General features: G+C 68.3%; 15 protein-coding genes and 2 pseudogenes. 10 read left to right on the top strand and 7 right to left on the bottom strand.

The genetic code is table 11. The features are described from left to right. Positions 1-15: 15 nt before the first annotated feature. Complete coding sequence (locus A9G05_RS23075; protein WP_069563172.1) at positions 16-1716, top strand: AMP-binding protein; 1701 nt, start codon at positions 16-18, stop codon at positions 1714-1716. An 89-nt stretch (positions 1717-1805) separates the two neighbouring features. Further along, positions 1806-2831: an AraC family transcriptional regulator gene (locus A9G05_RS23070; RefSeq protein ID WP_069563171.1), complete on the top strand. Its 1026-nt coding sequence runs from the start codon at positions 1806-1808 to the stop codon at positions 2829-2831. Positions 2832-2837: 6 nt separating this feature from the next. Here A9G05_RS23070 and A9G05_RS26835 read toward each other — a convergent pair. The 3 genes and pseudogenes from A9G05_RS26835 to A9G05_RS23060 all read right to left on the bottom strand — a co-directional run. After that, positions 2838-2921, bottom strand: a pseudogene (locus tag A9G05_RS26835) (glyoxalase); the annotation flags it as partial. A 61-nt stretch (positions 2922-2982) separates the two neighbouring features. Beyond that, positions 2983-5052: a PAS domain-containing sensor histidine kinase gene (locus A9G05_RS23065; RefSeq protein WP_069563170.1), complete on the bottom strand. Its 2070-nt coding sequence runs from the start codon at positions 5050-5052 to the stop codon at positions 2983-2985. A gap of 124 nt (positions 5053-5176) precedes the next feature. Further along, positions 5177-5683 carry a thioredoxin family protein gene (locus A9G05_RS23060; protein WP_069563169.1) on the bottom strand — a complete coding sequence of 169 codons (507 nt, stop codon included), beginning with the start codon at positions 5681-5683 and terminating at the stop codon, positions 5177-5179. Positions 5684-6018: 335 nt separating this feature from the next. Between A9G05_RS23060 and A9G05_RS23055 the strand changes: the two genes are divergently transcribed. The 6 genes from A9G05_RS23055 to A9G05_RS23030 all read left to right on the top strand — a co-directional run bounded on the left by A9G05_RS23055 (position 6019) and on the right by A9G05_RS23030 (position 14208). After that, positions 6019-7593 (top strand): sensor domain-containing diguanylate cyclase, encoded by a 1575-nt coding sequence (locus A9G05_RS23055; RefSeq protein ID WP_069563168.1) that lies wholly within the window; start codon positions 6019-6021, stop codon positions 7591-7593. A gap of 373 nt (positions 7594-7966) precedes the next feature. Continuing rightward, the gene (locus tag A9G05_RS23050) at positions 7967-9649 is read left to right on the top strand and encodes a BCCT family transporter (RefSeq protein WP_069563167.1); all 1683 of its coding nucleotides are present in this window, start codon (positions 7967-7969) and stop codon (positions 9647-9649) included. A gap of 253 nt (positions 9650-9902) precedes the next feature. Next, positions 9903-11048, top strand: a complete 1146-nt coding sequence (locus A9G05_RS23045; protein ID WP_083265657.1) for a site-2 protease family protein — start codon at positions 9903-9905, stop codon at positions 11046-11048. After that, complete coding sequence (locus A9G05_RS23040; protein ID WP_069563166.1) at positions 11038-11727, top strand: YafY family protein; 690 nt, start codon at positions 11038-11040, stop codon at positions 11725-11727. The genes A9G05_RS23045 and A9G05_RS23040 overlap by 11 nt, the downstream gene beginning before the upstream one ends. 86 nt (positions 11728-11813) lie before the next feature. After that, a complete protein-coding gene (locus A9G05_RS23035) occupies positions 11814-12182 on the top strand; it encodes a VOC family protein (RefSeq protein WP_069563165.1) in 369 nt (122 codons plus the stop codon). A 97-nt stretch (positions 12183-12279) separates the two neighbouring features. Then, entirely contained in the window at positions 12280-14208 is a 1929-nt protein-coding gene (locus A9G05_RS23030) for a hypothetical protein (protein WP_139131233.1), read from the top strand. A 110-nt stretch (positions 14209-14318) separates the two neighbouring features. Here the strand turns inward: A9G05_RS23030 and A9G05_RS23025 are convergent, their stop codons facing one another. Continuing rightward, positions 14319-16025 carry an amidase gene (locus tag A9G05_RS23025; RefSeq protein WP_069563163.1) on the bottom strand — a complete coding sequence of 569 codons (1707 nt, stop codon included), beginning with the start codon at positions 16023-16025 and terminating at the stop codon, positions 14319-14321. Between the two features lie 374 nt (positions 16026-16399). Here A9G05_RS23025 and A9G05_RS23020 point away from each other — a divergent pair, with 374 nt between their 5' ends. Then, a complete protein-coding gene (locus A9G05_RS23020) occupies positions 16400-18160 on the top strand; it encodes a diguanylate cyclase (protein ID WP_240919530.1) in 1761 nt (586 codons plus the stop codon). 164 nt (positions 18161-18324) lie between these two features. Next, positions 18325-18687, top strand: coding sequence for a DUF3509 domain-containing protein (locus tag A9G05_RS23015; RefSeq protein ID WP_069563161.1), 363 nt, complete (start codon positions 18325-18327; stop codon positions 18685-18687). Between the two features lies 1 nt (position 18688). Here A9G05_RS23015 and tam read toward each other — a convergent pair whose 3' ends face one another. From tam to A9G05_RS26830, 3 genes and pseudogenes are all read right to left on the bottom strand, one after another. Next, positions 18689-19459, bottom strand: coding sequence for a trans-aconitate 2-methyltransferase (gene tam / locus A9G05_RS23010; RefSeq protein ID WP_069563160.1), 771 nt, complete (start codon positions 19457-19459; stop codon positions 18689-18691). Positions 19460-19507: 48 nt separating this feature from the next. Beyond that, positions 19508-20155: a phosphatase PAP2 family protein gene (locus A9G05_RS23005; RefSeq protein WP_069563182.1), complete on the bottom strand. Its 648-nt coding sequence runs from the start codon at positions 20153-20155 to the stop codon at positions 19508-19510. A 300-nt stretch (positions 20156-20455) separates the two neighbouring features. Further along, positions 20456-20807, bottom strand: a pseudogene (locus tag A9G05_RS26830) (transposase); the annotation flags it as partial.

Below are 20807 nucleotides of genomic sequence, written 5' to 3'. Positions count from 1 at the left end.
CAAGAAGGGACAGCCATGCATCAACCGAGCTATACCCGGGGGCGCCAGGACAAGCCCCTGCTCGCCATGACCATCGGCGCGGCATTCGACGCCACGGTCGCCCGATTCCCCGAACGCGAAGCACTGGTGGTGCGCCACCAGGGGCTGCGCTACAGCTGGCGCAGCCTGGCCGAGGCGGTGGAAGTCCATGCCCGCGCGCTGATGGCCCTGGGCATCCAGAGCGGCGACCGGCTCGGCATCTGGGCGCCCAACTGCGCCGAGTGGTGCATCACCCAGTTCGCCAGCGCCAAGGTCGGCGCCATCCTCGTCAACATCAACCCGGCCTATCGCAGCAGCGAGCTGGAGTACGCCCTGCGCCAGTCCGGCTGCCGCTGGGTGATCTGCGCCGACGCCTTCAAGACCTCCGACTACCACGCCATGCTCCAGGGCCTGGTGCCGGAGCTGGCCAGCGCACCCATCGGCCAGCTCGCCAGCGAGACGCTGCCCGAGCTGCGTGGCGTGATCAGCCTGGCGGCCAAGCCGCCAGCCGGCTTTCTCGCCTGGGCCGACCTGCAGCAGCGGGCAGGGGAGACCGCCCCGGCCGAGCTGGCCGAGCGCCAGGCCAGCCTGCAGTTCGACGATCCCATCAACATCCAGTACACCTCCGGCACCACCGGCTTCCCCAAGGGCGCCACCCTCAGCCACTACAACATCCTCAACAACGGCTACATGGTCGGCGAGAGCCTGGGTCTCACCGAGCACGACCGCCTGGTGATCCCGGTGCCGCTGTACCACTGCTTCGGCATGGTCATGGGCAACCTGGGCTGCATGACCCACGGCGCCACCATGATCTACCCCGGCGACGCCTTCGACCCGCTCACCGCCCTGCGCGCCGTGGCGGAGGAGAAGGCCACCGCACTGTACGGCGTGCCGACCATGTTCATCGCCGAGCTGGACCACCCGCAGCGGCACGAATTCGACCTCTCCAGCCTGCGCACCGGCATCATGGCCGGCGCCACCTGCCCCATCGAGGTGATGCGCCGGGTCATCGGTGAAATGCACATGAGCGAAGTGCAGATCGCCTACGGCATGACCGAGACCAGCCCGGTGTCCCTGCAGACCGGCCCGGATGACGGGCTGGAACTGCGCGTCACCACCGTCGGCCGCACCCAGCCGCAGCTGGAGAGCAAGATCGTCGACGCCGAGGGCCGCATCGTGCCGCGCGGCACCATCGGCGAGCTGTGCACCCGGGGCTACAGCGTGATGCTCGGCTACTGGAACAACCCCCAGGCCACCGCCGACGCCATCGACCCGGGCCGCTGGATGCACACCGGCGACCTCGCGGCCATGGACGATGATGGCTACGTACGCATCGTCGGGCGCAGCAAGGACATGATCATCCGCGGCGGCGAGAACATTTACCCCCGCGAGCTGGAGGAGTTCTTCTTCACCCACCCGGCGGTGGCCGATGTGCAGGTGATCGGCATTCCCTGCAGCAAGTACGGCGAGGAGATCGTCGCCTGGATCAAGTTCCACCCCGGCCACAGCGTCGGCGAGGAGGAGCTGAAGGCCTGGGCCAAGGCCCGCATCGCGCACTTCAAGGTGCCCCGGCACTTCCGCTTCGTGGACGAGTTCCCCATGACGGTGACCGGCAAGATCCAGAAGTTCCGCATGCGCGAGATCAGCATCGAGGAGCTGACGCCGGCCCGGGACGGCAAGGTGACGGCGATCCGCTAGCGCCTCAGGGAGCCGCGTCTTGCGCGGCTCCTTATCCGCCTCTATCCCCTACACTGGGCGCCCGTAATCGCCATGACCCCCAGAACGCCATGACAGGAACGTCAGCCGAGAAAGGCACCATCTCCGTCCGCCTCGTCGACGAAGCGCTGCAGGTGCTTCGCCAGCAGGGGGACGACGTCGCCGCGCTGCTGGAGCAGGCCGGTATTCCCGCCGAGCAGATGGGCCGGCCCTACGGCCGGGTCGCCTCCAGGCAGTACGCCCAGCTGTGGCTGCTGATCGCCCGGGTGATGGATGACGAGTTCTTCGGCATGGACAGCCGCCGGCTCAAGTCCGGCAGCTTCGCCCACATGAGCCGGACCGCCCTGCAGGCCGCCACCCTGGGGGACGCGCTGCAGGCCAGCCTGACCTTCCTCGCCCTGGTGCTGGACGACCTGCAGCCCCGCCTGGCGCGGCGCGGCAGCCTGGCGGAGATCGTCCTCGACGACAGCGGCGCGCCGCCTCGGGCCTTCGCCTGCTTCACCCTGTTCCTCATGGTCCACGGCCTGCTCTGCTGGCTGGCCGGTCGGCGCCTGCCGATCCTCGGCATCGAGCTGCGCGGGCCGCAGCCGGCCTACATCGAGGACTACCGGGTGATGTTCACCCCCCACCTGCGCTTCGGCCGCGACACCACCCGCCTGGTGTTCAACGCCGACTGCCTGGCCCAGCCGGTGCGCCGCACCGAGGCGGACCTGCGACGCTTCCTCGCCGGTGCGCCGGCCAACATCCTGGTGCGCTACCGCGACCCCCAGAGCCTGGCCGCCCGCATCAAGGCCTACCTACGCAGCCTGCGCCCCGAGCGCTGGCCGGACCTGGAGGCGCTCTCCGGGCACTTCTACATGGCGCCCTCCACCCTGCGGCGCAAGCTCACCCAGGAAGGGCAGTCCTACCAGGCGCTGAAGGACCAGGTGCGCCGCGACCTGGCGGTCGCCCGGCTGGACGCGGGCGAGGTCAACTTCACCGAGCTGGCCTTCGAACTCGGCTTCGCCGACGCCAGCGCCTTCTACAAGGCGTTCCGCAAGTGGACCGGCTCCACCCCCGGGCAGTACCGGGCGCTGGTGCACCCCGAGGCGGGCTGAGCCCCGTCACTTGGCGAACAGTTGGCCGATGTCCCGGAATGCCTTGAACTCCAGCGCGTTGCCGCACGGGTCGAGCAGGAACAGCGTCGCCAGCCGCTGCAGCGCCTGTTCGCGGCGTGCCTGGCTGGGCAGGGCGCACAATAGCCGGACCCTAGACCGCCCGTAGGCCGGCCTTGGGCAGGGACGGCGGGGCCTTGAGCAGCAGGCGGATGCGGTTGGCCAGGGCGTCGATGGCGTAGGGCTTGGCCATGACTTCCATACCCGGTGGCAGGGGTTCGTTGCCGAACGGGGCGTTCTGGGCGTAGCCGGTGATGAACAGCACCTTCAGGTCCGGGCGCTGCAGGCGGGCGCGGTGGGCCAGTTCCAGGCCGTTCAGCCCGCCCGGCAGGCCGACGTCGGCCAGCAGCAGGTCGACCCCTCGCTCGCTGGCCAGCAGGGCGAGGGCGCTGGGGCCGTCGGCGGCTTCGAGCATCTGGTAGCCGAGGTCTTCCAGCACTTCGCGCATCAGTTGGCGCAGGGGCGCTTCGTCGTCCACCACCAGCACGGTGGTGCGCTGCTCGGCGCGGGGGATTTCAGCGGGGCGGGGTGTGGGCGCGGGCAGTGCCTCGCCGTGGTGGCGGGGCAGGTAGAGGCTGAGGCGGGTGCCCTGGCCGAGGGTGGAGGCGATGCGCACCTGCCCGCCGGATTGCCGGGCGAAGCCGTACACCATCGAGAGCCCGAGGCCGGTGCCCTGGCCCACCGGCTTGGTGGTGAAGAAGGGTTCGAAAGCGCGGCTGATGATGTCCTCGCTCATGCCGCTGCCGGTGTCGCTGACCATCAGCACCAGGTAGTCCCCCGGTTCCAGCCCGCGTTCGCCGGCAGCCTGGGCGCCGAGCACGACATTGCTGCTGCCGATGCACAGACGGCCGCCGTCGGGCATGGCGTCGCGGGCGTTGATGCAGATGTTGAGCAGAGCGCTTTCCAGTTGGTTCGGGTCCACCAGCACCGTCCACAGTTCGCGCCCGTCGATGCATTCCACGTCGATGTTCGGGCCCATGGTCCGGTTGATCAGTTCGTGCAGGTTGGCGATCAGTTGGTTGACGTCGGTGGGGCGCGGGTCGAGGGCCTGGCGGCGGGAGAAGGCGAGCAGGCGGTGGGTGAGGGTGGCGGCGCGTTCGGCGGCGCTACGGGCGATGTCGATGTAGCGGTTCAGGTCCTCGGTGCGCCCCTGGGCGATGCGCAGGCGCAGCAGCTCCAGGCTGCCGCTGATGCCGGCGAGGAGATTGTTGAAGTCATGGGCGAGGCCGCCGGTGAGCTGCCCCACGGCTTCCATCTTCTGGCTCTGGCGCAGTTGTTCCTCGGTCTGGCGCAGGGCTTCGGCACGGGCACGCTCTTCGGTGGTGTCCCGGCCGATGGCGCTGATGAAGCCGTCGCCCAAAGAGGAGGACCAGTTGATCCAGCGGTAGCTGCCATTGCGATGACGCATGCGGCTGGCGTAGTCCCGCAGGGGCTCGCCCCTGACCAGGCTGTGGACGGCGGCCCAGGCGTCGGCGAGGTCGTCGGGGTGCACCAGGTCCAGGCAGTTGCTGCCCACCAGCTCGGCTTCGCTCCAGCCGAGGATGCCCTGCGTGGCAGGGTTGGCGGCGGTGATCACCAGATCCAGGCGCGACACCAGCATGATGTCCGGCGAGAGGTTCCACAGGCGGTTGCGGTCGCGGGTGCGCTCGGCCACCTGGCGTTCCAGGTTGTGGGTGAGCTGGCGTAACTGGTGCTCGGCAGTGACCCGGGCGGTGGTTTCGATCACCGTGTCGAGCATGCCCATTACCTGGCCGTCGGCGTCCCGCAGCGGGCTGTAGCAGAAGGTGAAATAGGCTATTTCCGGGCGCCCGTGGCGGTCCAGCTCCACGGGGAAATCTTCGATGAAGGTGGCCTGGCCCTGGTAGGCCCGTTCGGCGATGGGGCCGATGTGGTCCCAGGCTTCGCGCCAGATGTCGTCGAAGGACCGCCCGAGTGGGGTGGGCTTGTTGCCGAGTATGGGCACGAAGCCGTCGTTGTAGATGGAGATGCGCTGCGGCCCCCATACCAGGCAGCAGGGGAAATGCGATGACAGGATGGTGTCGACGCTGATGCGCAGCGCTTCGGGCCAGTGCTCGATCGGGCCGAGCGGGGTGCGGGCCCAGTCGTGCTGACGCACCTGCTGGCTCATCGGCCCGGGGGCGGCGGGGAAGGGGGTAGCGTCCATGTCAGGATTCCGTGGGGCAGCAGCGCGGGTGGCTGGGTCAGAGGAATTGACCACGGAGCGGCCGGACAATTCGATTCCGCGATGCCTGTTCGCCGTGGGGGTGACGGCGAGCAGGCGCGAGGGCCTAGCGCTGCTCGGCCTGCTCGATGAGTTCGAGCACGTCGGCCAGGGTGGCGTCGAGGTGCTCGCCGGCCTTGTAGGCACGCAGCACGGCCTCGTCACCCTCGCGGACGAGGCGTGGCCGCTCGATGAACAGCCCGGCGGGTTCGAAGGCCTCGTCCAGCACCACCACCAGGGGAATGGCGATGCGCTCCAGGCCCAGGCGGCTCTTCAGGTCGTCTTCGGCGCGGCCCTTGGTGATCACCGCGAGGTCGATGCGTGGCTGGCGGCGGCACAGGTCGTCCAGCACGGTGACGTTGATCTGGCAGTCCGGGCACCACATCTCGCCCACCACCAGCAGGTGGTAGCGGCGTTCGATCTGCTCGATGCGCTGCAGCAGCGTGGCAGTCGGCCCCTGGTCTTCCAGGCGCTGGGCGATGGCGGCGGCTGCGGCGGTCTCGGCCGGCAGGCCGCTGCCGATGAACTCGGTGTAGGACTGGCCGATGTCGAACAGTTCGCGATAGGTCGCCATGGGGATGCTCCGTGAAAAGTGAGGCGGCATCCCAGCAGAAAAGCCCACCTCAGGCAACTGCGCCTCACCCCGGTGACAGGTAGCCGAGCAACTGCCGGGCGTGGGAAGCGCAGCGGCAGCGGCGGCACCTGTGGTGCGTGGATGATGGCCATGCGCTTCTTCGCCCTTGGTTTCGTCCTGGTCGAGGCGTAAAATCCCCACGTTTTCCGGGCTCTTTCCGGGTCTGTGACGGCCCTGTCCCAGCCCGCCTGCCCACCCTTACGATGCGATCACCCCCCAGGACCTGCTGCAAGGATCGCAGTCCCCTCGAGTGATCGCCCATCGGGACATGACCCATGCCGTTCGGGCCACCCCCCTCGCTCAACCTGCGCAGCCTCATCCTCCTGTTCGCCCTCGCGGCGACCTTGGCGACGCTGGCCAACAACCTGCTGGTGACCTACGGCATCCAGCGCCAGGCGCTGGTGCAGAACGCCCTGGAGGCCAACCGTGCCTATGCAGCCAAGCTGGCCGCCAGCATCAACGAAAGCCTGGGTGGTGACCTGGAGCGCCTTCGCTACAGCGCCACCCGGCTGGGCAACGTGCCGGGCGACACGAAGCAGATGGCGCTGGAGGCCGAGCGCCTGCTGATGCAGGACCACAGCTTCAACACCGTGCTGGTGGCCGATGCCGAGGGCACCGTGGTGGTTTCCAAGCCGGACGGCCTGGGCATCAACGGCCAGGCCCTGCGCTCGCGGGAGGCTCTGCAGCAGCGCCGGGCGATGGTCAGCCCGGCGTTTCGCTCCCTGGCGGGCAACCTCATCGTTTTCGTCTCCCACCCCATCTGGGGGCAGGATGGCCAGTACCTGGGGCTGATCGGCGGCACCATCTACCTGGGTAAGCCCAATGCCCTGGATTCCCTGGTCAGCCAGCATTTCCACCACGACGCCTCCAACGTCTACCTGGTGGACCCGGACCGCAAGGTGCTGTTCCACCCCGACGCCAGCCGCGTTGGCGAGCGCCTGGGTGCCAACCCCATCGTGGACGCGGTGCTCAAGGGTGAGAGCGGTGCCATGCAGGCCATCAACTCGCGGGGCGTGGAAGTGCTGGCCGGTTACGCCAGCGTGCCGCTGAGTGGCTGGGGCGTGGTGGCCCAGCAGCCCCTGGCTGCCGCCCAGGCCGCCGTGGAGGAATTGATGAAGCGCCTGCTGGCCGGGCTGCTGCCCATGAGCCTGCTGGGCATCGGGCTGATCCTCTGGATTTCCGCGCGCATCAGCCATCCGTTGCGGCAACTGGCCGAGAGCGCCGCCCAGCCGGAGCGTGCAGAAAAAGCACTGCGGGTGAAGGCCTGGTATGCCGAGGCCTGGATGATCAAGCAGGCGCTGCTGGCTGGCCTGGAAGTGACCCGGGCCAAGCTCGGCCAACTGGACCGGCAGGCCAAGAGCGACCCCCTCACCGGGCTGGCCAATCGGCGTGCCATGGAGGAGCGCTTGCAAGCCTGGCAGCGGCTGGGCACGCCGTTCTCCGTCATCAGCCTGGACATCGACCACTTCAAGCGGGTCAACGACACCTTCGGCCACGACACCGGTGACGATGTGCTGCGCCAGTTCGCCGATCTGCTGCGCCAGAGCTGCCGCGAGCGCGACCTGCCGTGCCGTGTGGGGGGTGAGGAGTTCATCCTGCTGCTGCCCGAGACGCCCATCAGCTCGGCGATCGACGTGGCCGAGCGTTTCCGCGTCAGGCAACAGAGCACGCTGATCGACCCGGTGGGGCAGGTCACCGTGTCCCTCGGTGTGGTGCACTGGTCGCCCCGAGGCGGGCGCAGCGTGCAGGACGTGCTCAAGCGGGCGGATGAACTGCTCTACCAGGCCAAACAGGCCGGACGGAACCGGGTGATGGCAGAGGAGTCGCTGGCTCTGAAATCAATCGGCTGATGGCATCAATGCCGACGGTAAAGAATTCCTGACAGCCCGTTCCTTCAAAAAAGCGGCGTGATGTACAGCGGCGTTTTTGCCAAGACCTCGCCGTCAAAGGACTGCTGTCAGGAATCAGGCCTTCTTGCCGGTTTGCAATTCCCGTGTGCGCGTCCGGTGTGTCGCTGGCGAACATGCACGGCGATGCAAGACGGGCCATGGCGCAGCGTACAGCCGTGTCCACCGGCGAAATCGACACCCTGCTCGGTGGCTTCGCGCCAGGGTGTCGCTTCTGGCTCACTGCATGCCGCTTGCCGGTCCGAGCCAGGCGAAGCGCTTTGCTAGGTTGGACGGCCTTGACCGAGCCCACGGCCGACGACCACGGAGCAGCCCCTTGAGCCACGCCACCGCGTCCCACCGAACCGACACCGCGTCGAGCGACATTCCGCCCCCCTCGGGTGACGCCAACCCGATCCTCACCGGCTACCGCGTCGGCCAGGACAACCTGCGGGGGCGCTGGCTGGTGCCCTTCGACATTCACGGCGTGGTGTTCCTGACCTCGGCGCTCACCGTCTTGCTTTTCGTGGTGCTGACGCTGGTGTTCCGCGAGGCGGTGGAGCCGGTGTTCACCGGCCTGCGCGACCTGCTCACCGGTCGCCTCAACGGCTTCTTCCTCGGCGCGGCGAATGTGTTCGTGGTGCTGTGCCTGGCACTGGTGGTCTCGCCCCTGGGGCGGGTGCGCCTTGGCGGCACCCAGGCCCGGCCGGACTATTCCTACGGCAGTTGGTTTTCCATGCTGTTCGCCGCCGGCATGGGCATCGGGCTGATGTTCTACGGCGTCGCCGAACCCGTCTCCCACTACCAGACCGCCCTGGCCGGCCCGCAACTGGGCGAGGGCGGGGCGCGTATCGACTGGGCACCGCTGGCCGGCGCACCGGGTAACCCCGCCGAGGCCGCGCGGCTGAGCATGGCGGCGAGCATCTTCCACTGGGGCCTGCACCCCTGGGCGATCTACGCCATCGTGGCGCTGGCCCTGGCGTTGTTCTCCTTCAACAAGGGGCTGCCGCTGTCGATCCGCTCGATCTTCCACCCCCTGCTCGGTGAGCGGGTGTGGGGCTGGCCGGGGCATATGATCGACATCCTCGCGGTATTCGCCACGCTGTTCGGTCTGGTCACCTCCCTGGGCCTGGGCGCCGAGCAGGCAGCGGCGGGCATCGACTTCCTCTTCGGCACCGGCGCCTCGCTCACCGCCAAGGTGGTGCTGATCGTGGTCATCACCCTGGTGACCCTGTCTTCGGTGGCTGCCGGGGTGAACAAGGGCATCAAGCGCATGTCCGAGCTGACCATGGTCCTGGCCGTGGCGTTGCTGTTCTTCGTGGTCCTTGCCGGGCCCACCCGCGTGCTGCTGGCGGGCACCCTGGACAACCTCGGCGCCTACCTGCAGTACCTGCCGGCGCTGTCCAACCCGCTGGCGCGCAGCGATGCCGCCTTCAGCCAGGGCTGGACGGCCTTCTACTGGGCCTGGTGGGTGAGCTGGTCGCCCTTCGTCGGCATGTTCATCGCCCGCATCAGCCGGGGACGCACCGTGCGCGAGTTCCTCATTGCGGTGCTGCTGGTGCCTTCACTGGTGTCGGTGTTCTGGATGAGTTCCTTCGGTGGCGCCGCGCTGCACCAGGTGTTCAGCGGCCTCGCCGGGGTGCAGGAGGCGGCCCTGGAGCTGAAGCTGTTCGTGATGCTGGCGCAGTTGCCCTGGAGTGCGATCACCTCCTTCGTCGGCATCGTCCTGGCGCTGCTGTTCTTCATCACCTCGTCCGATTCCGGCTCCCTGGTGATCGACACCATCACTGCCGGCGGCAAGCTCAATGCGCCGGTGGTGCAGCGGGTGCTCTGGGTCGTACTGCAGGGCGTGCTGGCCATCGTCCTGCTGGTCGGCGGCGGCCTGGCGGCATTGCAGGCGATGGCGGTGTCCACCGGCCTGCCGTTCACCTTCGTCCTGCTGGTGGGCTGCGTCGCAGTGGTCAAGGGTTTGCTCAGCGAGCCCCGTGGCCAGGTGCGTCGCTCGATGGCAGACGGGTAGGGCGCACAGGACCTCGCAGGCGTGAACAGGGTGGTGGCAGAGGGCGGGGATTTCCGCTCTACTGCCGCACCTTGGCGGGGGTGAGTCGCCCCCATGCTCTCCAGCGACTGCGAGGTACACGGATGTTGGCTCAGGCCTTTCACTGCACATGCCGGGCGAACCGGGGTCCCCTGGGCGCTATCGTCTGTCTCGATGCCTGCCGTACCGCGCGCGTCGACAGCCCCAGGTTGTGCCGACCTGTTGAGGTGAGCCCGTGACGATTCAGGCGCGCCTGACCCAGGCATTCGAGGGGCTGATGAAGCTGCTGCAGGCCGCGTTGACCCTGGGCGGCGCCATGGTGACCGGGATCGTCTCCGGCATCGCCTTGGACGGCGGGCCCATTGCCGCCGTGGCACTCACCCTCGCGCACCTCGCCCTGGCGCTCTGCGTGCATGAGGGCGGCCACTGGCTGGGCGCCCGCTGGGATGGTCTGACGGTGTTGCTGGTGCGGGTGCTGGCGGTGGAAATCCAGCCGATGCGCCGTGGCCTGCGGGTGCGCTGGTCCCGCCAGAAGCGCCTGCGCGGGCTGGGGGGCTATGTGTTCTGTGCCGACTCTGTGCCGCCGCGCGGTCCCCGCGCACGCCTGCGCATGATCGCCTTCGGGCCCGGCTGCAACCTGCTGCTGGCGGCGCTCGCCGCCCTGGTCGCGCTGCTCTGCATCGACTCGCCGCCGGCCTTCGGCATCGCGCTCGGCATGGCCAGCAGCAACCTGGGCATGGGCTTGGCCAACCTGGTGCCCACCCTGCGGCCCATGCCCAGTGATGGCGCTCGCCTGTTCATGGCCTGGCGTTATGTCGACGAGTCCGGTCCGGTGTTCGCCTACAACCGCCTGCTGGCCCTCAGCGTGGCCGGTGTGCCTGCCGAGGCCCTGCCTGAGACAGACCTGACGAGCCTGGAGCAGCAGCCGATGCCCATGCCGCTGGTGGCGCTGTCCTACCGCCTGGACCGCCTGCAGGCGGCCGGTGATTGGGCGGCGGCGACGGCCATGCAGGCCCAGTTGGAGGCGCTGCTTGCCGCACACCCCCAGGCGCGGACCGACTGTGCGGCAGTGGTGGCCCTGCTGCGTGGCGAACTGGCCTTCAGCCAGGCCATGGCCAGCGGCCGTGCCGACGGTCTGGACGCGGTGCTGCACAACGACGAAGTGGCCTGGTATTCGCCAACCCTGCCGGCCCGCTGCCGAGCCTTGCAGGCGCTGTTCAGCGGTGATGAGGTTGGCGCCGAGCGCGAGCTGGAGGCGGCGGTGTCGCTGGGGGCCAACGCCGTGGTCCGTTCGTGCCACCGCCAGCAGCTCGCGCTCGCCGGGCATGTCCGCGCGTTGTTCAAGGGGCAGGCTGCCGAAGGGCCGTTGCATGTCACGTAGCCAGCGCCTGCTCGACCTGTTGCAGATCCTGCGGCGTCACCGCTACCCGGTGGCCGGGCATGTACTGGCCGATGCGCTGGGCATCAGCCTGCGCACCCTCTACCGCGACATTGCCACGCTCCAGCAACAGGGCGCCCACATCGAAGGCAGCGCGGGGCTGGGCTATCTGCTGCGCCCCGGCTTCGAACTGCCGCCGCTGATGTTCTCCCTGGAGGAGATCGAAGCCCTGGTGCTGGGCATGCGCTGGGTCGGCCGCCGGGGCGACTGTCGCCTGATGGGCGCTGCGCGGGACGTGCTGGCCAAGGTCGGTGCCGTGCTGCCGCCGGCCCTACGCGAGGAGCTGGAAACCAGCACCCTGCTGATCGGACCGGCGCCAGCCAGCGACGTGCCCGACGCGCTGCTGGAGCAGGTGCGCGACGCCATCCGTCGGGAGCACCGGGTGCAGCTCGGCTACCGCGATGCCGACGGGCAGGCGTCGCAGCGGGTGGTCTGGCCGTTCGCCCTGGGCTACTTCGAGCAGGCCCGCGTGCTGGTGACCTGGTGTGAGTTGCGCCAGGCCACGCGGCACTTCCGCCTCGACCGGGTGGAGACCCTGCAGGACCTCGGCCAGCGCTATCCGCGTCGGCGCCAGGTGCTGCTGCGTGAGTGGCGCGCGCAGGAAGGCATCGCCGAGCAGTGAGGCTGCTGCCAGAAACTGACAGGGGAGGGGCCTAGCCTGTGCACATCGAGTGACGACGCCCGTCGCTCCACACAGGAGCCCCGCCCATGATCGCCCCCAGCCTGCTCAACCTGTACGTCGACGACTCGGCTCGCAGCGCCGATTTCTACCGGCGCCTGCTGACAGGTGACATCGTCGAGCAATCCTCGACCTTCGCCCTGTTCGTCTTCCCCAACGGCTTCAAGCTCGGCCTCTGGGGCCGCACCGGCGTCGAGCCGGCCACCACCGTGCGCGGCGGTGGCGGCGAGCTGTGTGTCCATGTCGACAGCGACGAAGACGTGGACCGCCTGCACCAGCGCTGGCGCGAGCAGGGCGTGGAGATCGTCCAGGCACCGCTGGCCATGGACTTCGGCTACACCTTCACCGGCCTCGACCCGGACGGCCACCGCCTGCGGGTGTATCACCTGGCGATGTAGTCCGCCCGAGGGTGTTGAAACTGCGGTGGCGTCGCTGCTTTGCCACCGTGCTTTCTGCTAGCGTGTGCGCGCCCTCGAATCGGAAGGACCCGACCTCATGCAACGAATGCTCCTCGCCCTTGTGGCCGGCATGGTACTCACCGTGCTCGGCTATGCGGGTTTTTCCTGGCTTTCCGCCCATTACCTGCCCCTGGCCCCCGAGGCCAAGCTGACCCGTGCGTTTCCCCCGCCGCCCGATCTGCAGGCCCGCTGGCAGCGGGTGGACGCCTTGGCGCGCGATGCCGGCAATGCCGGGCTGTCGGCGCAGATGGAGATACGCATGCGCCAGCGCTCCCTGGCCTGCTCCCCGGGCTACCTGCCAGCCTGGTACGAGCGCATCGAGACCGTCAGGCAGCGGGTGGCCAACCCCACATGCTTTGCCGCGCAGGACCGCAAGATCGAGCGCTGGCTCGCCCTGCTGGAGGTCGGCGCGATGTTGCGTCTGGAGCCCTTGCGAGCAATCCCCGCCCAGTTCCCCGAGGCCCTGCAAGGGGACGCCCCCCTGGTCGATGCCGTCTTTGCCGAGCGGGCCGGCATTGCGCTGCTGCAGACCCGCAGAAGCCTGCAGGTGATCGACGTCGGACGGGACCAGGCGCTTTACCGCGAGCCCTCCGATGGCCAGTTGAGGGTGGGTTCGCTGTCGGAGAATGGTCGCCTGTTCGTCTCCTATGGTTCCAAATCGCTGCGTATCCGTGAGGCGGAAACCGGGCGGACCGTGGCGCAGATCCATGGTGCGTACCCGAACTCGTTCATCTGGCTGGATGGGCAGACCGCCCTGTTCCAAGGGCGTTCCCACACCCAGTTCATCGACTTCAGCCAAGGGCGGATCATCGATACCGAGCTCTATCGCCAGCCGGAGCGTGCGGCGCCCGTTCCCGGCAAGCCGGACCACTACGTGGCGTTCGGACGGGGTGGCGCCGTCGAGTTGGCCCTGGAGCAGCGCACCAGCGTTCCGAAGGTCCGCGTGGTGCGCCTCCAGGACTCAAGCAACACGGCGGTCGCAGCCCTGGACAGCGAGCCCGGTGGCGGGGCCTTCAGCCTCGATGGCACGCAGTACCTGAGCCCGCTCAGGTCTAACAACCTGGCTGTCTTCTCCATTGGCGAGCTGAAGAACGAGGTCATCGAGACTGGTCCCTTCAAGGCGATGAAGGTGATACCGACCGCAGACCCGGACAAGTTTCTGTTCGGTGGGAGCCCCTTGCCGTTCTCCCAGGCCACGGTCCGGGCGTTCGTGCTCGATACCGCCCTCCAGCGCCTGGCCCCGGTGACCGAGGAGCTGAACCTTGCCGGGCTGTCCTATGTGCGGCCCCTGGGCGTGTTCGGGGCCATCGATGCAAGCCGCTACCGCCTGATCAAGACGTTGCCGGTGGGGGAAGAGGTCGATCTCGTCACCTGGCGTGATGGCCTGGCCCAGGCAGCGTTGCAGCGCAGGATCGAGCAGATCGCAGCCCAGGGGCCTGCACCTGTCCGCCAGCCCGTGCCGCCGTCCATGCCTGATGTGCTCGTGCGGACCGGGCAGATGCCGCCGCGCCCCCAATTGCCGACCCCAAGCGAAGCGTCGTCCCCGTCCAGGACGACACCGGTTCAGGTGCCGGTGATCGATACCCAGGTCGAGGTGATCGGTGTGTACGAATCCGCACGGGGGCAGCACGGCGGAGGCGAGCACCATCCTGGTGTCATCGACGTGGAGGTCCGCAAGAGCCAGAAGCCGTTGACGCTGGTGTTGTCCTCCTACGAGCCCATTACCTGGAAGCTGAACCGCCAACCGGGAAGCCGCATCCACCAGGTGCTGCTCTCCAGTTACCACCCCTCCACGGTGGAGGGTGCCGGGGATGCACGGGTCATCGTCGTCAAGGTCGGCTATGACTACCAGGCGTCCGGCTACCGGACACTGCCGCCCGAGGTGACCAACCTGACCGGGCAGCAGACGGGGCTCTACCAGGGCACCTATTCGGGTGGGCGCTTCTCGGTGGGTGGCGGGCCTTGATGCCCTGGGGGCGGTCGAGTGAATAAGGTGGCCGCATTGCACGGACCCACGAGCCCGATTGCACAATCGCTACGCCCGGGCCCGCCGTAGGCGGGCACCAGGCACGGCGATCAGCCTTTCAGCGGGGGCGTGCGCGGCGGGACGATCCGGCGCGAGCCGGTGGACTCGAAGGCGGCGGCGTAGCGCAGCAGGGCGTTGTCGTCATAGGCGCGGCCGGCGAAGGTCAGGCCCACCGGCATGCCGATGTCGGCCATCACGCCCATGGGCACGGTGACGGTGGGTACGCCCAGGTGGCGGATGGCGAGGTTGCCGTTGGCGACCCAGACGCCATTGCTCCAGGCGATGTCGGCGGAGGCCGGATTGACGTCGGCATCCGCCGGAGCCACGTCGGCCACGGTTGGGAACAGCACCGCGTCCAGGCCCTGGGCCTGCATCCAGTCCTCCAGGTCGATCTTGCGGGTGTATTCCAGGGCGCGCAGGCCGTCGGGCAGGGTTTCGATGCGGTCCCAGGGGGTGATGCCGCGCTCGGCCATGGTCACGTACTCGGCCATGCTCGCCGCCAGGTCGCCTTCGCGGTTGGGCAGGGTGCCGGGTTCGTGGGGGAAGATCTGCGGGCCGTCCACGTCCTTCAGACGGTTGAGCTTGGGATCGCCGTTGGCCTGGAGGAAGTCGTCGAAGGCCCAGGCGGTCAGGTCCCACAACTCGTGGTGGAGGAACTCCTTGGCGATGATGCCGCGGTTGAACACCGTGGGCGCGCCGGGGCGGTCGCCCTCGCAGTTGGAGACCAGCGGGAAGTCCACCTCCAGCACTTCGGCGCCGGCCGCTTCCAGGGCCTGGCGCGCCTGCTCCCACAGGGCGATGACGCTGGGGCGGGTGTGGATGCGCTGACCGGTGGGGCCGCCGATGCCGGGGTTCTCGCTGGTGCCGGCGTCCGGGTCCTGGTTGATGAACATGCGCGGCACGCCGAAACGCTTGCCGGCCAGGGCCTCGGCGCCAGTGGCCAGGTCCTGGTAGCGGGCGGGGCGGACTTCGCTCACCGAGGGGATCGGCACCCAGGGCTGCAGGCGCCAGAGGTCGCCGCGCTTCTCGGTGTCCTCGGCGACGACCACGTCGAGCACCTCCAGCAGATCAGCCATGGTGCGGGCATAGGGCACCACCACGTCCATGGTCGGGGTCAGCGGCCAGTTGCCGCGGATGGAGATCACCCCGCGGGACGGGGTGTAGGCGCACAGGCCGTTGTTGGAGGCGGGGCCGCGTCCGCTGGACCAGGTCTCTTCGGCCAGGCCGAAGGCGGCGAAGCTGGCCGCCGTGGCGGTGCCGGCGCCGTTGGAGGAGCCGGAGGCGAAGGGCGCGGTGAGGTAGTCGGCGTTGTAGGGGCTTTCGGCGCGGCCGTAGACACCGCGCTGCATGCCGCCGTTGGCCATGGGCGGCATGTTGGTCTTGCCCAGGCAGATGGCGCCGGCGGCGCGCAGGCGTTCGATGGTGAAAGCGTCGCGCTGGGCCACCAGGTCCTTGAAGGCGGGGCTGCCGGAGGCGGCGGTCAGGCCCTTGACCAAGTAACTGTCCTTGGCGGTGTAGGGGATGCCGTCCAGCGGGCCGAGGGTTTCGCCACGGGCGCGGCGGGCGTCGGAGGCCTCGGCCTCGGCGAGGGCCTCGGGGTTGCGCACCACCACGGCATTGAGGGCGGTGGTGGTGTTCGGGCCGTCGTAGGCGTCGATGCGGGCGAGGTAGGTCTTAACCAGTTCGACGGCAGTGGTGCGGCCGGACTCCAGCGCAGCGCGCAAGTCGGCAATGGAAACTTCGGTTACTTCGATCATGGGGTCACCGCTGGCAGGTGCCGCGTGGCACACGTGGTTCGGAATCCGGCGGGCAGGGCCCGGGGCTCGATGCACCCTGGGCCGCTGGCCGGGCGAGTCGAGGCGAACTATTTAGCATCTGGCGGCGGCGGGCGGAATCTTTCGGTCGCGTTTTCGCGTGTAGATAGTCTTTTCGCGCCCATTGGTGGGGTGCAAGCGGGGCGGTTCGTCCTCTTCTAGACTTCCGTTGCCTCTTAGAAGAAGAACGCCGCATGAATTGGCCGCATCCTGCTCCTGCCCCCCGGAGGACGTTGTCCCTGCCCGGGCTCCTTGGCCTTCTGGCCTGCCTGCTCGTGGCTCTGGCGTCGGTCGCTCCGGCGCGCGCAGAGGAGGGGGTGGACGCCGCAACGATGCGCGAGCAGCCGCTTTTGCTCACCGATGCCCTGGGCCTGCTTGAGGACCCGCAATCCCGCTACAGCCTGGACGATGTGCGCAGCCCGGAGCTGGCCGGGCGCTTCGAGGGTGGGCGGCCGCCGGCCAATGCCCTGGCGCTGGGTTTCACTCGCTCGACGTTCTGGCTGCGGGTGGCACTGCGCAATCCGGGCGACGAGCCTATCAGGCGCATGCTGGAGGTGAGTAACCCTCGCGTGTCCTTTGTCGATGCCTACCTGCCAGATGGCCAGGGTGGTTACCGCGCGGTGCTCACCGGCAGTGATCGGCCATTCGACACCCGTGCCTACCCCAATCGTCACTTCGTGTTCCCGTTGCTGCTGGCCCCCGGCGAGACCCAGGTGGTGTACCTGCGTGTGGCCTCCAAGAGTGGCCTGCTGGTACCGCTCAAGCTCTGGGAGGAGGCAGCCTTCCACGTTGCCGAGCGTGCAGACTATGCAGTCCAGGCGTGGTACTTCGGCATCGCCACGGCGATGATCCTCTTCAACCTGCTGTTGTTCGCAGTGCTGCGCGACCGTACCTACCTGTTCTACGTGGCCTTCGTCAGCCTCACCGTGCTGGCGCTGGCGAGCAAGAACGGCCTGGCGCCGGAGTCACCCTGGGATGCCCTGCTGATGAACTCCAACGAGGCCTATTACTCCAGCGTTTCCCTGGCTCTGGTGGGGATGCTGCTGTTCACCCGGCGCATGTTGCAGATCCCTGAAAGCCTGCCGCGGGCGGACCGGCTGGTGCTGGCCCTGGTGGTCGTGTACCTGCTGACACCGGCCTTGTACTGGATGGCCCTGCCCATGTTCTCCAAGGCCGCGATGATGCTGAACCTGGCCACGGCAGTGCTGATCGTCGGCATTGCCGTGGTCTGCGCCTTTCGGCGCCAGCGTACTGCGTACTTCTTCATCGTGGCCTTCGCGCTGCTGATCATCGGCGCAACCGGCACCATCCTGCGGGCCATGGGCCTGCTCCCCTCCAACCTGTTCACCGTGGACGGCGTCCAGTTGGGCTCGGTGATGGAGATGATGCTGCTGGCCTTCGCCCTGGCCGACCGCTACAACGTCATGCGCCGCGAGAGGGCCCGGATGACGGACGAGCTGCTGAGTGCTCAGCAACAACTGGTCGAGACCCTGCAGCAATCGGAACGGGTGCTGGAGCAGCGGGTGGCCGAGCGTACCGAGGAACTGCAGGTGCTCAATCGCCGGCTGGAGGCCCTCAGCCTCACCGACGGCCTGACGGGCATTCCTAACCGCCGGCATTTCGACGTGATGCTGGTCCAGGCCTGGGGGCACGCCCAGCGCAACGGGTCGCCCCTGGCCCTGGCGGTGATGGATGTGGACTGGTTCAAGCTCTACAACGATCACTACGGCCACCCCGCCGGTGATGCCTGCCTGCAGCAGGTGGCCCAGGCCCTCAGCGCCACGCTGTGTCGCTCCAGCGACCTGGTGGCACGCTACGGCGGCGAGGAGTTCGTCTTCCTCGCCCAGGACACTGGTGTCGAGGGCGCCCTGGAGCTGGCGCGCCGGGTGTCCGAAGCGATGGAGACACTGCAGTTGCCCCATGAGCGTTCACCCCTGGGCCGCGTCACCCTGAGCATCGGTGTGGCGGCGATGGTGCCGCAGCCCGGCGAGCTTGCCGAGCTGCTGCTGCAGCGTGCCGACGCCGCGTTGTACGAGGCGAAGCGAGGCGGTCGCAACCAGGTGGTGGCTGACGGCTGACGGCGTTGCAGAACACCCTGTGATCCGGGCCCGCTCTTGCATCCTGCAAATGGCAGTGTGATGTCGAGCGCACGCAAGTCCCTGATTTGCCTGGAGGCAGCTCACGCGGTCGTTGTGGCATGGAGGCTGCACCCATGGGAGGACAACAACCAAGGAGCCTTCCCATGAACATCGCCATCCAGAAACTCTTCCAGGCATTCCCCGGCTACGAGGTCGCCATCACCCCCCGGCCTGACGGCATGCTGCTGCTGTGCCTCAGGCACGGTGACGCAGAGCCCCTGCGCAAGGCCATCGACGGCGACGTGGTGTTCTGCGAGCAGCGCGTGCGCCGCGTCATCCGCGAGCTGACCCGCGACCTGAAGCTGGCCGCCGGGGAAGTGAGCTGGAAGGGCGGGGGCAACCAGTGGGTGCGGGCAGAGCTGCCCACCTTCACTGGCGGCGCCATCCACTTCACGGCCGCCAAGACCCTGTTCGCCCGACGCGCGGTGCGTCGACCGGGCCAGGCCCTGGCCGACACCACGCGTTGACTCAGCGGCGTGCCACCAGGAACAGTCGCGGGAACGGCAGCAGCACGCTGCCGTCGTCCAGGGTCGGGTAGGCCTCGGCCAGTTCGGCCTGGTAGGCCGCGAGGAAGGCCTGCTGGCCGGCATCGTCCAGCGGCGCCAGGAAGGGGCGCAGCCCGGTGGCGCGGAGCCATTCGACGATGGCCGCCGGGCCACCCGGCAGCGGGTGGTAATAGGTGGTGCGCCACAGATCGACGCGGGCGCCGGCCTGGGTCAGCAGGCGGTAGTACCACTTCGGCGCGTGTCGTGCCTCGCGGGCACCGGCGGCCTCGCGCAGGGCATCCGCCCAGGGGCCGCTGGCAGCCACTTCGCGCATCAGGCGGTGGGAGTCCTCGTCGAGGTTGTCGGGCATCTGCACTGCCAGACAACCGCCGGGTGCCAGTTGCGCCAGCAGACGCGGCAGTTGGGTGCCATGGTCCGGCAGCCATTGCAGGGAGGCGTTGGCGAAGATCAGATCAGGTGCCACCTGGGCGCCCCACTGGGCGATATCGCCTTCGAGGAAGGTCACGCCCGGCAGGCGCTGGCGGGCGGCGGCGAGCATGTCGGGTGAGCTGTCCAGCCCGCTGATGGCCGCGTGCGGGTAACGCTCCACCAGCAGCTCGGTGGAGTTGCCGGGGCCGCAGCCGAGGTCGATGGCGTGGTGTACGTCGGTCAGCGGCACCCGCGCCAGCAGCTCGATGGCCGGGCGGGTGCGTTCGTCTTCGAACTTGCGGTACTGCTGGGCGGACCAGGTCATGGCGGGCTCCTTCGACGGGAAGCGCCCATCATCCTCGCAGCCGCTTGCTCACGCCAGCGCGGGTGGCTCCGATGCTGCCGGGCGGTAGAGCACCAGGCGGTAGGTGACCAGGCAGATCATCCAGTCGAACAGCAGCGTCCAGACGTTGTGCGAGAGAAAGTGCGCGCCCTGCATCATGCGTCCCAGGGACAGCACCGACCCCAGCACCAGCGCGCCCATCAGGGCCGCACGGGCCAGCCGTGGGCGGCGGTCCCGCAGGAAGAAGAACAGCGCCAGCAAGGCAAAGCCGCTGGAGGCGTGTCCGCCCGGCCAGCAACGCCCGGGGTGGTCGGTGGGCGCACGCTGGGACAGCAGCGGGGTGTAGACCTCCTCGCCACCGAAGGCCGTGAGATCCCACGGGCAATGCACCTCGGTCAGCGCCTTGAGCGGCGTGACGATGGCGGTGGACAGGGCCAGCGCCAGCACCAGGTAGCCCAGCGAGCGGCGCCAGCCGGCCATGCGCTTGAGCAGCAGGCTGGCGACGAAGCCCACCAGGGCGAACACCGCCATCACGATCACGGCCTGCTTGACCCGGTCATGCAGGATGGTTTCGAGGAAGTAGCTGTGCTCACCGACGAAGCCGGTGGCCGGGTCGTAGAAGGCGTTGGCGATGGCGAAGTCCAGGCGCGTCGGGTCGAGCATCAGCAACGCAGCCATGCAGACCAGCGGCAGCACTGCCCAGAGGCGGAAGTTGAACGGCCGGGAGGCGACCGCCGCGCGGGGCGGGGTATCGGCCTCCAGTGCGGTTGGGAAGGTGGTATCGGGGGTGTGGTTCATGGTCGGTCCTTATGCGGTCAGGCCCTCCCTGCCGGACGAGCAGGTGGGCATGGGCGCCGACCTTAAGCGCGGGCGTGTCATTTTTGCGTGAAAAACACAGCGTCGATGCCGCTGTGAAAAACCGCACAGCGATTAATGTTTTTTTTACGCGGTTTTGACACCCGGTTGATCGATGTCCCCCTAGGTTCTGTACGAAAAGTACTGCCGCAGGCATCGCAGCGTGCAAGCCAGCGTGACCATTGCGGCAAAACTCCTGGCGAGCTTGTCGTAACGGGTGCCAATTCTCCGGTTCTCTTTTAGTCAGCCAAACATCCGCTCGATGATGTTCCGCTGCCGGTATTTCGGACGATCAAACAGTCGGGGCAGTCCTGGCTTGGGTTTGCGCTTCATGATGCGCTGCGGAATCACCGGCTGCATGCGGTAGCGGTCACAGTACTGGCGCAGATGCTCGGCATCGTAACCTTTGTCTGCCAGTAACCAACGGCAGCGCTCACGAGGCCGTCCCGACTTTCCGGGGATACGTACCTGATCC

The sequence above is a fragment of the Pseudomonas sp. ENNP23 genome, from assembly GCF_001728945.1.
In the GTDB taxonomy this organism is placed as follows: domain Bacteria; phylum Pseudomonadota; class Gammaproteobacteria; order Pseudomonadales; family Pseudomonadaceae; genus Metapseudomonas; species Metapseudomonas otitidis.
This window is presented reverse-complemented; position numbering and strand designations above follow the sequence as displayed.